This window comes from Arthrobacter sp. FW306-2-2C-D06B (genome assembly GCF_021789175.1).
Lineage (GTDB): Bacteria > Actinomycetota > Actinomycetes > Actinomycetales > Micrococcaceae > Arthrobacter.
In genome coordinates this window covers 22,142-35,096 of the sequence record NZ_CP084560.1, presented here as the reverse complement: position 1 = coordinate 35,096, position 12,955 = coordinate 22,142, and the positions used below count along the sequence as shown (strand labels likewise).

The following is a 12,955-nucleotide window of genomic DNA, read 5'->3' as shown; positions in this document are numbered from 1 at the left end:
AGGAGAAAGACCATGGGCTTGCTTGACAGGGTTGAGCGTGGCATCGAAAAGGCCGTCCGCGGCGTCTTCTCCACCGGTTCGCGGGCTCGGGTGGAGCCGGTAGAGATAGCGAGCAAACTCCGCCGGGAACTGGACAACCAGTCCATCACTATTTCGGCCGGCCGTACCTTGGCTCCCAACGTCTTCGATGTCCTCTTGAGCGATCAAGACTTCGCGCGCGCCCAGGACTGGGGAACTCCCTTGGCCGAAGAATTGTGCGACGTCGTCATCCAGCACGTGCGCAGCCAGGGTTACATCCTGCAGGGTCCGGTACGGATTTCCTTCCGTCACGACGGTGCCCAGCGCGAAGGCCATTTCGAAATCACGTCCCGCACGGAGAAATCCGACGGGGCTGCCGCGCCCGCTGCTCCTCGGCCCGTTGTCCCCGCGGCGCCGAACCGCGAGCCCACGCGGCTCCAGCCTGTCCTGGACATCGGCGGACAACGCTATTCCCTCAACGCGCCTTCCATCGTGCTGGGCAGGTCATCCGAGGCCGACATCCTGGTGGACGATACCGGCGTCTCGCGCAAGCACTTGGAAATCCAGACGGCGGACGGAGTCATCCGCGCCGTCGACCTCGGTTCCACCAACGGAAGCTACGTCAACGGCCATAAAGTGGACGGCAGTGTGGAACTTACTGACGGATCCACCATCACCATGGGACGGACCAAGATCATCTTCAGACTTCTCCCCCAGCCCGCCGGTGGGCGCCCGTGAGCGACATCAGTGAACTGACCATCACCGCACTCCGCTTCGGCTTCCTGCTGTTGCTGTGGATTTTGATCTTCAGCATCGTCTCGACCATGCGTCGTGATCTCGTGATCGGCCGCAAAGCAGCCATGGGAACTCCGACGGCGCGCGAAGTACGCAAGCACCCGGAACTCGCACCCTCGCCACCCCAGCCCGTGAAGCAACAGGCGCACCAACTCGTCGTCGTCGAAGGCCCGCTCAAGGGGACCACGCTTCCCTTGGCCGCGAGCCCGATTCTGCTGGGCCGCGCACAAGAAGCCACATTGGTCCTCGAGGATGACTATGCTTCGGGCAGGCACGCGCGCTTGTTCCCCCAGGGCAGCCGATGGTTCATCGAAGATCTTGGCTCTACCAACGGCACCTACCTCGCCGATCAGCAACTGACTCGCGCCCTGCCGGTGGAGCTTGGTGTCCCCGTGAGGATCGGCAAGACGGTCATCGAATTGAGGGCGTAGCCCATGGCTTCCCCCCAGGCTTCCGAGGGCAAGGCTCTGCCCCCGGAACTCCCCCTGATCATGCGTTACGCGGCGCGGTCCGACGTCGGGCGTGTCCGCTCGAAGAACGACGACTCTGCGTATGCCGGCCGGCATCTCGCCGTCGTCGCGGACGGAATGGGCGGACACGCGGGCGGGGACGTCGCCTCGGCATCCACCGTGCTGGACATGATCCACCTCGATCACGATTCCTACCCGGATGGCGCGGAAACAGTCCTGGCAGACGAAATCCAGACCGCCAATTCCCTCCTCTCCGAGCTCGTCCACGTAGACCCGAAGCTCGCAGGCATGGGCACCACGGTCACCGCCCTGCTCCTCGAAGGCAGGCGGCTGCACTTCGCGCACATCGGCGATTCCCGCGCCTACCGCCTGCGCAATGGCAAATTCGAGCAAATCAGCGTGGACCACACTTTCGTCCAGAGGCTGATCGACGAAGGCCGCCTGCGCCCGGAGGAAGCCGAGACCCACCCGCACAAAAACGTCCTCATGCGCGTTCTGGGCGACGTGGACGCGAGCCCCGAGCTGGACCTGGACGAGCTCGACGTCGTACCGGGCGAACGCTGGCTCCTCTGCTCCGATGGCCTGAACTACGTCCAAGGCGCAGTCGTGGAGCAAGTCGTCCGCGAAACCAAGGACCTCGCCGAGTGCGCCGAGCTCCTCGTTGAGCTCACGCTCGCCAACGGCGCTCCGGATAACGTCACCGTGGTGCTGTTGGAAATCGTGGAAGAGACCGGCGAAAACCTCAGCACGGCCGCCGTCGACGTCGTCCGGGAAGCCCCAGCGCCGCCGAAAGCGGCCGATCCCGGAAAGTCCGCGCCGATCAAAGACAGCGCGCACGAGAGAGATGCGGCGGCCTCGCCCAAAGAGTCCGGAGCCAACAGCCCGGCGGCCACCGCAAATCCCACCGCGGCGGCGGGTCCCGTAGCGGGTTCGGCAAAACCCGCCGGGGCTCCTGAGCCTCCGACGGCGACAGACCCGCACCTTGGCGAGCACCTGTCGGCCGAGATCCTCCGCGAAGAGCTCGCAAGCCGTCCCCACGAACTGGTCGGTGCTGCCGCGACGGCGGCCGACACGGGTTCGATCCCGACCGTAGCCGGACGCAGCGTTGCACGCCGGGCTGCCACGGTGCTGACCCACAAGGCTGAACAGGACCGCCAGGATCCACAACCGCTTGTCGCCCGGAAACGGCGCTGGCTTACGCCGGCCGTTGCCGCGGTCTTGGCGATTTTCGTGGTCGCCGGGCTGTGGCTCGGCTATGCGTGGACCCAGACACGCTACTACGTCGGTGAATTCAATCAGCACGTCGCGATTTTCAACGGCATTTCACAAAGCCTTGGCCCGTTCCAGCTCTCGAAAGTAGAGGCCACGACGAACATCCGCATGGATTCTTTGCCTGAATTCACGCAACAAGTCGTTCGCCAGACCGTTCCGGCGCGGGATCTCTCCGATGCCCAGCAGATCGTGAAAAACCTGCAGGAAAAGGGCACCACCGGGCTGCCCGTCAATTGCCCCACCGACACAGCCAAGCCGACGGCGAGTCCCACCCCCACGGCAAGCCCGACGCCGGCAAGCCCGAGTCCTTCGAACCCGCCAACATCGTCACCCACCTCCACGGCTGCCCCTACGTGCGCGGTGGCGCCATGATCCTGGCCATCACCACACCCAAACCGCGCCGCAACGTCGAGCTCGTCCTGTTGGTCCTTGCCCTCGCTGTGGGAATCGGCGCCAGCGCCATGGTCGGGCTCAACAGTCCGGCCGCTTTCGACGGCGATTTCTGGTTCCAGTCGAGTCTCTTGATCGTCGCGGCATTCGCTTTTCACATGATCCTCAGGTTCCGCGCAAAATATGCCGATCCGATCATCCTTCCGATCGTCGTTGCCCTCAACGGCTTGGGACTGGCCCTCATCCATCGCATGGACCAGCCAGGCGAGGACACGGGTAACAACCAGTTGCGCTGGACCCTCCTGGCCATGGCGGTGTCAATCGTCGTGATTTGGTTCCTCAAGGATCACCGCCTCCTTCGCCGTTTCACTTTTATTTCGCTGGCGGCCAGCGCAGTTCTCCTTGTACTGCCGCTCGTTCCCGGCATCTCGGCTGGCGAGGTGCTCGGCGCCAGCGTCTGGATCCGGCTCGGTCCCATGACTTTCCAACCAGGCGAAATCGCCAAGATCACCTTGGCTATATTCTTCGCAGGTTATCTTTCCTCCAACCGGGACCTCATCCTGCTTGCCGGCCGAAAAATCGGCCCGATGCAATTGCCGCGCTTCAAGGATCTTGGACCGATGATCACGGCTTGGCTCGTGAGCATCGGCATCCTCGTGTTCCAGCGGGACCTTGGCACGTCAATCCTTTTCTTCGGCTTGTTCATCGTCATCATTTACGTGGCAACAAGCCGAATCAGCTGGGTGGTCATCGGCGTCGCGCTGATCATAGGTGGCGGATTCCTGGCGTCCAGGTTCTTCTCGCACGTCGCGTTCCGCCTGGACAGCTGGTGGAACGCCTTCACCCCGGAAGTCTTCGACCGCTCCCCGGGCGGCAGCGGACAGATCGTCCAAGGCCTCTTCGGCATGGCCGATGGCGGCCTCGGAGGCACAGGGCTCGGACAAGGCCGGCCGGATCTGGTGCCGTTTGCCAACAGCGACATGATCGTGGCCCTCATCGGTGAGGAACTCGGACTGATCGGTCTCTTTGCCGTCGTGATGCTCTACATGCTCCTTTTCACCCGCGGGTTCCGCGCGGCTCTTGGCGCGCGGGACGCGTTCGGCAAGCTCTTGGCTTGCGGCCTGTCCTTTGCCATAGCGCTGCAGTGCTTCGTAGTGATCGGCGGCGTCACGCGGCTCATCCCCCTGACGGGGCTGACCACTCCATTCCTTGCGGCGGGCGGCTCCTCCTTGCTTGCCAACTGGATCATCGTGGGCCTGCTACTCATGATTTCGAACACCGCGCGCGGCCCGGTGGACACTACGCCCATTACCCATGCCCCCACAGAGGCGGTGCAGACCTCATGAACCATTCCATACGCAATGCGTGGATGGCAGCAGTTGCCATGTTCGCCCTGCTCTTTGGCGCGATCAGCTATGTCCAGGTCATCGGCGCCGGCGACCTCAATGACAATCCGTGGAACCAGCGCGCGGTCTTGGCGAACTACTGCAACGACCGCGGCGCCATCATCGTGGGCGGCAAGCCGATCGCTGAATCCGTCGCCGGAGACGAAACCTGCAAGTACCAGCGCAGTTACGCGCAACCGGAGCTCTATGCCGGGATCACGGGCTACTTCTCCAGGACTTACGGATCCACCGGGCTCGAGCAGCAGCTCCGGGATGAGTTGGCAGGCAGCTCCGACCAGCTCTTCCTTGACCGTGTGAGCCAGATTTTCCTCGGGAGCCAGCCGAAGGGCGCTTCGGTGGAATTGACCCTCGATCCCGTGATCCAGAAGCTGGCTTACGACCTCATTCCTGACGGTCAGCGCGGCTCAATTGTCGTCACCAACCCGAAGACGGGCGCCATTATCGCGATGGTTTCCAAGCCGTCCTATAACCCCAACCTGATCGCCACGCACGATCCCGCCAAGGAAAAGGCCGGTTACGATCAAATCAACCAGGTCCCCGGCATCAATCTCAACCAGTCCGTGAGCGGGCCCACCGGCGAGCTGTTGGCGCCCGGTTCCGTGTTCAAGCTCGTCGATACCGCGGCTGCATTGAGCTCCGGGAAGTACAACAAGGACAGTGTCTTGCCGAACCCGGACAGCCTGCCCTTGCCCGGTTCGAACGCCTCCCTGCCGAACTATGCCGGCGGCAACTGCTCAACCCGCAACACAGCCGATTTCCCTTTCGCCTTGGAACAGTCGTGCAACACGCCCTTCGCGAGCATCGCCCTGGACCTGGGTCAGAACGCCATCGCGGACCAGGCCAGCAAGTTCGGCTTCGGACAGGATTTCGGGGACCACCTCAAGCTGCAGTCAGCGGTCAGTGTCTTCCCCAAGAATCTGGACCAGGCGGCGTTGGCCCAGTCCGCCGTCGGGCAACGTGACGTCAGGGCCACTCCCCTGCAAATCGCCATGATGACCGCCGCTATTGCCAATAAGGGCGTCCAGATGAAGCCGAACCTCATCAAGACTGTGCGGGCACCTGACCTGCGTGTCATCAGCGAGCCCAAGGCCGAGGCGCTGCGTACTTCCACCACGCCCGATATCGCCAGCCAGATCACACAGTGGATGACCGACGTCGTATCCAAGGGCATTGCGAGCGGTGCCGCCGTGCCGGGAGTCCAGGTGGCCGGCAAGACCGGTACGGCGCAACTCGGCGATTCAGGCTTGAACAACTCATGGTTTACCGGGTTCGCCCCGGCCAACGACCCGCAGGTAGCCGTCACCATTGTCATGGAAGGCGTTGATGTGTCTACAGGCGCAAAGCTAACCAGTCCGAACGCGAAGAAGATTTTTGAGGCGGTGTTGAACAAGTGAGGCCTACGTCAGGAATCACCCTCGGCGGCAGGTTCCAGCTGACCAGTCGCATTGCGATTGGCGGCATGGGAGAGGTCTGGAGGGCAAAGGACCAGATCCTCGGCCGGATCGTCGCCATCAAGGTACTCAAGGAGGAATACACGGGTGACCCCGGGTTCCTCCAGCGGTTCCGCGCCGAGGCCCGCCACACTGCGCTGCTTAATCACGTGGGAATCGCCAACGTCTTCGACTACGGAGAGGAAGACGGCTCCGCCTACCTGGTCATGGAATTGGTACCGGGTCAGCCGCTGAGCAGCATGCTGGAACACGAGCAGGTCCTTTCCCCGGACCGCACCCTGTCCATCATTTCCCAGACAGCCCGGGCGCTGGCCCCCGCTCATGCCCAGGGTCTGGTGCACCGGGACATCAAGCCGGGCAACCTGCTGATCACGCCGGACTTCCGTGTCAAGATCACCGACTTCGGTATCGCCCGCCTTGCAGACCAGGTTCCGCTCACGCAGACCGGCCAAGTCATGGGTACGGCGCAGTACCTGGCTCCGGAGCAGGCCACCGGACAAACGGCCACAGGCGCCTCGGACATATATTCCCTCGGGATTATCGGCTACGAGTGCCTCACGGGGCATCGCCCGTTCTCCGGCGAATCCCAGATCGCGATAGCCTTGGCCCAGGTCAACGACGCCCCGCCGCCGCTGCCTGAAAGCCTGCCTACCCCGGTACGCGCCCTGCTGATGTCCATGCTCGCCAAGGATCCGAAGAACCGTCCTGCGGATGCCATCAAGCTGGCTGAAGCCGCAGAGGCGATCCGCGCCGGCGATATTGCCAAGGCACACGCCGCCGTGCCCGGGATGTTGCTGTTCGAATCCGCAACGGGCCCCATCACCGCACCCACGGACATCGCCACCGCGCCCACCGGCATTGTCACCTCGCCGTACGGCAGGGAAGCACGGTCGACGTCGACGTCGGCGCTCCCGGTGGTCGGCGCCGCCGCCGCGGGAGCCGCAGCGGTAGGGGCCGCAGCCGAAGGTGGAAATCCGCTGGCCCGTGCCAACGCCCTGGCTGCTGAACGCAGTTTGGATCAGGCCGGCGAGCACAACCAGTACATCCATGAGGAAGAGGAGTACCAGGAGGAGCCGCCGCGGAAGAAACGCAGCCCGTGGACGTGGCCGCTCATTGCACTGATCGTGCTCGTGCTGCTCGCCGTGGTGGGGGCGATCCTGACCCAGTCCGGGCTGTTCTCGCCCAGCAGGCCGGCACCGGCCGGCACCACCCCTCCGGCCCAGGTCTCGAGCGCACCGCCAACCTCGGCAACTCCGAGCCCCACGGAGACCTCGGCCAGCCCCACGCCCACCACGTCCACCCCCGATACGATCAACCTGATCCCTGAGCAGTACAAGGGACAGCCGTACGACAAGGTGCGCTCGGACCTCAATGCACTCGGCCTCGCGGTCAACGGCGTGCAGGTCTTCGATCCATCCACGCCCGGCACTGTCATCGACATCAATCCTTCCGGTCCCGTGGCCAAGGGATCGACCATCACCGTCAACTACTCCAAGGGACCGCAGATGGTCACGGTGCCGACCATCGGCAAGGGAGCCACCGAATCACAAGTACAGGCCATCATCGAAGGTGCCGGCCTGCGCTGGGTGACCGGAGCCGCCGTTGACGGAGCAACCGGCCAGGCGCCGGGAACATTCGTCAGTTCCGATCCTGCAGCCGGGCAGAAAGTAGCGGCCGGGTCCGTCGTGACCTATCACCTGTCCAAGCCGGCCGCGAACCCGTCGTCTCCTTCCCCTAAGACCACCCCGTAGGACACCATGCCAACCGGACGCCCCACCCCTGCCCACAGAGAGGACAGCACTCCAATGACATCCCAGCGCGTCCTCAACGGGCGGTACGAACTCGGTGAATTGCTCGGCCGTGGTGGCATGGCCGATGTCTACAAGGGCGTCGACACGGTGCTCGGACGAACTGTCGCGGTGAAACTGCTCCGTGCCGATCTTGCCCGCGATCCGCAGTTCCATGCCCGCTTCAAGCGCGAGGCCCAGGCGGTGGCGGCCCTGAACCACTCCTCGATCGTCGCCATCTACGACACCGGCGAGTACACCGTGCCCGGTGGCCCGGGCGAGGACGTCCGGGTCCCTTACATCGTCATGGAATACGTGTCCGGCCGGACTGTCCGCGATCTGATCCGGGCCAAGGAACTGGACATCGATCAAGCCATCGAATTCATCCTTGGCGTCCTCGCCGCTCTGGAATACAGCCATAAGGCCGGAATCGTCCATCGCGATATCAAGCCGGCCAACGTCATGGTGACCGGGGAGTCAAATGATGTGAAGGTCATGGACTTCGGAATCGCGCGGGCGATGGCCGATTCCGCGGCCACCATGACCCAGACGCAGGCCGTGGTTGGTACTGCCCAATACCTGTCGCCCGAGCAGGCCCTCGGCGAGACCGTGGATGCCCGCAGCGATCTGTATTCTGCAGCGTGCCTCCTGTTCGAAATGCTGACGTCCCGTCCTCCGTTCACGGGCGACAGCCCTGTCTCGGTGGCCTACCAGCACGTCCGCGAGATCCCGGAACCCGCCAGCACCTTCAATCCGGCCGTTTCAGAGGCACTGGACAGTGTCCTGGCCAAAGGCCTGCAGAAGAACCGCGCGGATCGTTTCCAGGATGCTGCTGCCTTCCGGCGCGCCTTGCGTGCGGCCAAGAACGGTGTTGCGGTTCCGGCAGTTGCCGCCGGAACACCCACCGACGTCCACGAGGCGGTGCCGTCGACACAGCAGATTCCGGAAGGCGGCCTGGCTCGCGGCCTGATGGGCGCGGAATTCCTGGACAGCACCCTGAGCGGAGGGCCAGGCAACGACGAGGCCGCCGGCGACCAGGACCTGCTCGCCCGGGAGGCAGCCGAATCGGAGTCTGAGGCAGAGCACGACGGCGCCATGCCGCTTGGTTTCGCCCCTGAACGGGAGCGGACCGCCAGGCAGAAGTCCCGCCGCCGTGCGTGGACCGCAGTGGTGGTCATTTTGGTGCTGCTGGTCTTGGCCGGCGGCGGATTCTGGGTGTACACCACGGTGAACCAGAAGCCGCCCCCGCCCCCGTTGATCGCGGTACCGGCGGTCGCCAACATGAGCGAGGCCACGGCATTGCAGACGCTTTACGGCGCCAATCTCAGCCCGGAGTCTCATCATGTCCCGGATGACAAGGTACCCAAGGGGACAGTGATCAGCACCGACCCCGGCGCGGGGTCCCAAGTGGCGCCGAAATCACAAGTCACGCTGAAGGTTTCAGACGGGCCGGTCTCGGCGACCGTCCCGGCAGGCCTGAGCGGCCTCACCGAAGCCGCTGCCCGCGACCTCCTGCGCCAGGCCGGACTCGTAGGCGGGTCAAGCACCTTGGCCAATAGTGCCACGGTCCCCGCGGGCTCCGTCATCAGCACGAAGCCGGCTTCCGGAGCCGTGGTGGGCGTGGGCAGCACCGTTGACTTGGTGGTGTCCACGGGCAAAGTAGCCGTGCCTCAACTCGTTGGATTGAGCAAGGCCGATGCCGAGGCACTGCTCAAGCAAAACGGCCTGGCCATCGCGGTCACCGAACAGGAGAATTCGCAAGTAGCCCCTGGAAAGGTGACTGGCCAGGGAGATGCCTTCAATTCCCTCGTGGAGCAGGGCAAGACCATCAGCGTGATTGTCGCGAAGGCTCCCGCCCCGCCCCCGAGTCCCACTCCGACCCCTACTCCGTCTCCGAGCGACACCAAGGGCGGCGGAGGCCTGGGCGGACTAGGCGGCTAGCGCTGGATCAGGGGGCTCAGGGTGGCTGCACGGGCGGCCGCCCCGGGCATCCCGAGTGATTCAAGCCAGTTGCCGAGCATGAGGTAGCCACCTTCGGTGAGCACCGACTCCGGGTGGAACTGCACACCGCACAGCGGCGCCGAACGGTGCTGCAGGCCCATGACAACCCCGCTGGCGGTTTCGGCGGTGATTTCCAGGACGTCGGGAATGCTTTCCCGGACAGCCGCCAGGGAGTGGTAGCGGGTGGCCGTTACCGGCGAAGGCAGACCGGCGAAAACGCTTTTGCCGTCATGCTGCACAGGTGAGGTCTTGCCGTGCATCAGCTCTGGCGCGTGCGTGACGGTCCCGCCGTAGGCCTCGGCCAGGGCCTGGTGCCCGAGGCAGACCCCGAGCATCGGTTTGTTGTTGTCTCCGCACCACCTGATCAACTCAATGCAGACTCCGGCGTCCGCCGGGGTGCCAGGGCCGGGGGAGATCAGCACGCCGTCGCGTCCGTCCGCAAGCTCGATCGCTTCGGCGAGGGTGACGTCGTCGTTCCGGACCACTGTGGTTTCCGCACCGAGTTCCTGCAAGTAGCCGACCAAGGTGTAGACGAAGCTGTCGTAGTTGTCCACGACGAGGATTTTTGTTGTGCTCATGGCTGCTGTGCTGAACCAATCGTTGAGTCGGTGAAAGTTGTGAACTGTGACATCCAGGGGAAGAGGAACTGGACCATCAAGACAAGCGCGCATGCCACGAGGGCCGCTGATGTCAGGATACGCACCCAGAGGGGTCCCGGTAGGTGGCGGAAGATCCATCCGTACATGGCTTAACCCTTTCCGGCCGTCTGGGCGACTTGCGTGGCGATGTCCTGTGGTGGCCCGGCGGATGCCGGCTGCCAGCTTTCCAGAACGGAGTAAGCAATGATGCGTTCTTGCGCACCGAAGCGCGGATTGCAGCTGGTCATGGTCAAGTAGCTTTGGGTGGGCGTCGCACCAGGCTGTGTGGGAACCGGAAGAAGGACGTCCGTCCGGGAAGGCAGCACGATCTGGTTGTTGCGGAAAACGTATGTGTAATAACCGTCTTTGGTCTGCACATATATCTTGTCGCCCGGTACCAGGAGATGGATGTTGTCGAGCACGGCGCCATGGGTCTGGCGGTGCCCCGCGACGGCGAAGTTGCCCGGGGCTCCCGGCATGCTTGTGGTCCCGTAGTGGCCAAGGCCCAGCGTGTCCAGAATGTCGGAACCGGTTCCCTCGATGATGGGCCGCGAATAATCCGGGCCGAATCGAGGAATGTACATGACGCCGATCATGCCGCCGTGCTCGGGAGCCTCGGCAACCACGGGCTTCCCGTAGTCCGGCGGTGCAGCAGGGTTGGCGGGGGCAACGGGCGCCACAGGTCCCGCAAAACTCTTCGCAAAACCCTGGACGGCCTGGCTTTGCTTGGCGTCGGCTTCGACGTTGGTCCACCACAGTTCCCAAGCCACAAAGAGCAACAGGATGAGTCCCGCGGTGACAAGCAACTCGCCTACGATCTGGACGATCTTGCGCACAGCGTCGCCCGTGCTTGACCGTCCCTTGCGCCTCGCCGAGCGCGTCTTGTGTCCCCTCGTGCGGGGACCCTCCGCGCCGGTTCCTGTGCCGTCGTCCGGCACGGCAGCGGCTTGCTGCGTCTGCTGCTGCGCCACTGGATCTCCTCTTTGCAGGCGCGGATGCCCGACGACGAGCAGCCTCCGAAATCCGGCTAGACTTGACTGCTAGAACGAACCCCGGAATTGCCGCGTGCGCGTTGACCGCTGGAATTTTCCTTCCTGCAGGATATCAAGCTGGCGCGCGGCCTTTCATTCAGCCGGCCAAGGAGGATCCGTGCCCGAGTCCAAGCCCCGCAAGAGGGCCGCCCGCCCCACCGAGGCGGCCACCGCACAGCAATACAAGCCGAACCCCATCTGGTACAAGCCTGTCATGTTCGGTCTCATGATCATCGGCCTGCTGTGGATCATCACCTTCTACATCACCAGCGGCCAGCTTCCCGTGGCCGCATGGGCGTCATGGAACATCGTGGCAGGTTTCGGCATCGCAATTGTCGGCTTCCTCATGACCACGCGCTGGCGTTCCTGAGCGGCGACCTCACATTTCCGCCGCCTGAAGCGTCTACTAGACATGACCACTAGGCACACAACGATTGATTCCCCGCTGGGCCGGCTCACACTGACTGCCCAGGACGATCAGCTGACCGGCATTTTCTTCGAGGGTCATTGGCATATGCCGCCTTCGGAATTCTTCGGTGAAGCCGTCCCGGCCGAGGATCCCCTGTTCCAGCAAACTGCCGTTGAACTCGGCGAATACCTGGCTGGTGAGCGGACGGTGTTCGACGTCCCGTTCAAGGCTTCCGGGAACCCGTTCCAGCAGCGGATCTGGGCAAGGCTCGAAGAAATTCCGTACGGGGAAACCGTCAGCTACGGAGAGCTGGCGACTGAACTGGGCGATCGCAACCTTTCCCAGGCCGTCGGCTCGGCAGTTGGCCGGAATCCATTGAGCGTCATCATCCCGTGCCATCGGGTTGTGGGGCGCGACGGGAAGCTCACCGGATACGCCGGCGGCCTCGACAACAAACGGTTCCTCCTGGAACTCGAAGAACCAGCGGCGGCGAAGGAAAGCAAGCTCTTCTAATGGAGCCCAAGAAGCCGTTCGAGCTGGTCGCGGAGGCCAACCGCACCATGTTGGCCCTGGAGGCGGCATGAGTTCAGGGTGGACGGAGCCGCTGTTTCCGCTTGAGTTGCCGGACCCGCCCGACGCCGGTCCCCGGGAGATCGCGCCCGGCGCGGTGCACGTTCCGGGCTGGTTGAGCCTTGAGCAGCAACAGTGGATCGCAGCCCGTTTCGAGGAGTGGACGCGGGGTCCTGTCCCCTTGCGCGCCGCCGTCCTTCCAGGCGGGCACCCGATGTCCGTCCGGACGGTCTGCCTCGGCTGGCACTGGCAGCCCTATCGGTACACACGCGAGGCCTTTGACGTCAACGGGCGGCGGGTCCTCGACTTTCCTGACTGGATGGTGCGCCTGGGCCGCAAAGCGCTCTTCGAGGCCTACGGCGACGCCGCCGAAGCCGCAAGCTACGCGCCGGACACTGCGCTGGTGAACTTCTACGACGAGGCCGCCAAGATGGGGATGCACCAGGACAAGGACGAAAGGTCCCGGGCCCCTGTGGTGTCGCTCAGCATCGGAGACAGTTGCGTCTTCCGCTTCGGAAACACGGAGACGCGCACCAAGCCGTATACCGACGTCGAACTCTCCTCAGGAGACCTCTTCGTGTTCGGTGGCGCATCCCGCTTTGCGTACCACGGAGTCACCAAGGTTCTCCCCGGAACGGCTCCCGAAGGCTGCGGGCTGCCGCGGGGGCGGATCAACATCACCATGCGTGCCACGGGAATGTCGTAGGACGGGGGCAC

12 protein-coding genes are annotated in these 12,955 nt (G+C 64.0%); 10 read left to right on the top strand and 2 right to left on the bottom strand.

Annotated elements, in window-relative coordinates; genetic code table 11:
- The first annotated feature begins 12 nt into the window (after window positions 1-12).
- The 7 genes from LFT47_RS00170 to pknB are packed head-to-tail and all read left to right on the top strand — an operon-like array spanning window position 13 to window position 9,530.
- Window positions 13-756, top strand: a complete 744-nt coding sequence (locus tag LFT47_RS00170) for an FhaA domain-containing protein (RefSeq protein WP_236813982.1) — start codon at window positions 13-15, stop codon at window positions 754-756.
- A gap of 5 nt (window positions 757-761) precedes the next feature.
- Window positions 762-1,244 carry an FHA domain-containing protein FhaB/FipA gene (locus LFT47_RS00165; protein WP_236818757.1) on the top strand — a complete coding sequence of 161 codons (483 nt, stop codon included), beginning with the start codon at window positions 762-764 and terminating at the stop codon, window positions 1,242-1,244.
- Window positions 1,245-1,247: 3 nt separating this feature from the next.
- Complete coding sequence (locus LFT47_RS00160; RefSeq protein WP_236813980.1) at window positions 1,248-2,927, top strand: PP2C family protein-serine/threonine phosphatase; 1,680 nt, start codon at window positions 1,248-1,250, stop codon at window positions 2,925-2,927.
- Entirely contained in the window at window positions 2,924-4,291 is a 1,368-nt protein-coding gene (locus tag LFT47_RS00155) for an FtsW/RodA/SpoVE family cell cycle protein (protein ID WP_236818755.1), read from the top strand. The genes LFT47_RS00160 and LFT47_RS00155 overlap by 4 nt, the downstream gene beginning before the upstream one ends.
- A complete protein-coding gene (locus tag LFT47_RS00150) occupies window positions 4,288-5,745 on the top strand; it encodes a penicillin-binding transpeptidase domain-containing protein (RefSeq protein ID WP_236813978.1) in 1,458 nt (485 codons plus the stop codon). The genes LFT47_RS00155 and LFT47_RS00150 overlap by 4 nt, the downstream gene beginning before the upstream one ends.
- A complete protein-coding gene (locus LFT47_RS00145; RefSeq protein WP_236813976.1) occupies window positions 5,742-7,553 on the top strand; it encodes a protein kinase domain-containing protein in 1,812 nt (603 codons plus the stop codon). Before LFT47_RS00150 ends, LFT47_RS00145 begins: the two co-directional genes overlap by 4 nt.
- 6 nt (window positions 7,554-7,559) lie before the next feature.
- On the top strand, window positions 7,560-9,530 hold the full coding sequence (gene pknB / locus LFT47_RS00140) for a Stk1 family PASTA domain-containing Ser/Thr kinase (protein ID WP_442863422.1): 1,971 nt from the start codon (window positions 7,560-7,562) through the stop codon (window positions 9,528-9,530).
- Here pknB and LFT47_RS00135 read toward each other — a convergent pair.
- Together LFT47_RS00135 and LFT47_RS00130 are read right to left on the bottom strand one after the other, a co-directional pair.
- Complete coding sequence (locus LFT47_RS00135; protein ID WP_236813972.1) at window positions 9,527-10,168, bottom strand: aminodeoxychorismate/anthranilate synthase component II; 642 nt, start codon at window positions 10,166-10,168, stop codon at window positions 9,527-9,529. The two genes, pknB and LFT47_RS00135, sit on opposite strands and share 4 nt — an antisense overlap.
- 170 nt (window positions 10,169-10,338) lie before the next feature.
- Complete coding sequence (locus LFT47_RS00130; RefSeq protein WP_236818753.1) at window positions 10,339-11,064, bottom strand: class E sortase; 726 nt, start codon at window positions 11,062-11,064, stop codon at window positions 10,339-10,341.
- A gap of 313 nt (window positions 11,065-11,377) precedes the next feature.
- On the opposite strand from LFT47_RS00130, the gene LFT47_RS00125 reads away from it, so the two are divergent.
- From LFT47_RS00125 to LFT47_RS00115, 3 genes are all read left to right on the top strand, one after another.
- On the top strand, window positions 11,378-11,629 hold the full coding sequence (locus LFT47_RS00125; protein WP_236813970.1) for a cell division protein CrgA: 252 nt from the start codon (window positions 11,378-11,380) through the stop codon (window positions 11,627-11,629).
- A 42-nt stretch (window positions 11,630-11,671) separates the two neighbouring features.
- A complete protein-coding gene (locus tag LFT47_RS00120; RefSeq protein ID WP_236813968.1) occupies window positions 11,672-12,181 on the top strand; it encodes a methylated-DNA--[protein]-cysteine S-methyltransferase in 510 nt (169 codons plus the stop codon).
- A 67-nt stretch (window positions 12,182-12,248) separates the two neighbouring features.
- Window positions 12,249-12,944 (top strand): alpha-ketoglutarate-dependent dioxygenase AlkB family protein, encoded by a 696-nt coding sequence (locus tag LFT47_RS00115; protein WP_236813966.1) that lies wholly within the window; start codon window positions 12,249-12,251, stop codon window positions 12,942-12,944.
- The last annotated feature ends 11 nt before the right edge of the window (window positions 12,945-12,955 follow it).

Coding starts and splice junctions, on each gene's coding strand:
- LFT47_RS00170 (WP_236813982.1), top strand. CDS start 13: ATGGGCTTGCTTGACAGGGTTGAGCGTGGCATCGAAAAGGCCGTCCGC.
- LFT47_RS00160 (WP_236813980.1), top strand. CDS start 1,248: ATGGCTTCCCCCCAGGCTTCCGAGGGCAAGGCTCTGCCCCCGGAACTC.
- LFT47_RS00155 (WP_236818755.1), top strand. CDS start 2,924: ATGATCCTGGCCATCACCACACCCAAACCGCGCCGCAACGTCGAGCTC.
- LFT47_RS00150 (WP_236813978.1), top strand. CDS start 4,288: ATGAACCATTCCATACGCAATGCGTGGATGGCAGCAGTTGCCATGTTC.
- pknB (WP_442863422.1), top strand. CDS start 7,560: ATGCCAACCGGACGCCCCACCCCTGCCCACAGAGAGGACAGCACTCCA.
- LFT47_RS00135 (WP_236813972.1), bottom strand. CDS start 10,168: ATGAGCACAACAAAAATCCTCGTCGTGGACAACTACGACAGCTTCGTC.
- LFT47_RS00120 (WP_236813968.1), top strand. CDS start 11,672: ATGACCACTAGGCACACAACGATTGATTCCCCGCTGGGCCGGCTCACA.
- LFT47_RS00115 (WP_236813966.1), top strand. CDS start 12,249: ATGAGTTCAGGGTGGACGGAGCCGCTGTTTCCGCTTGAGTTGCCGGAC.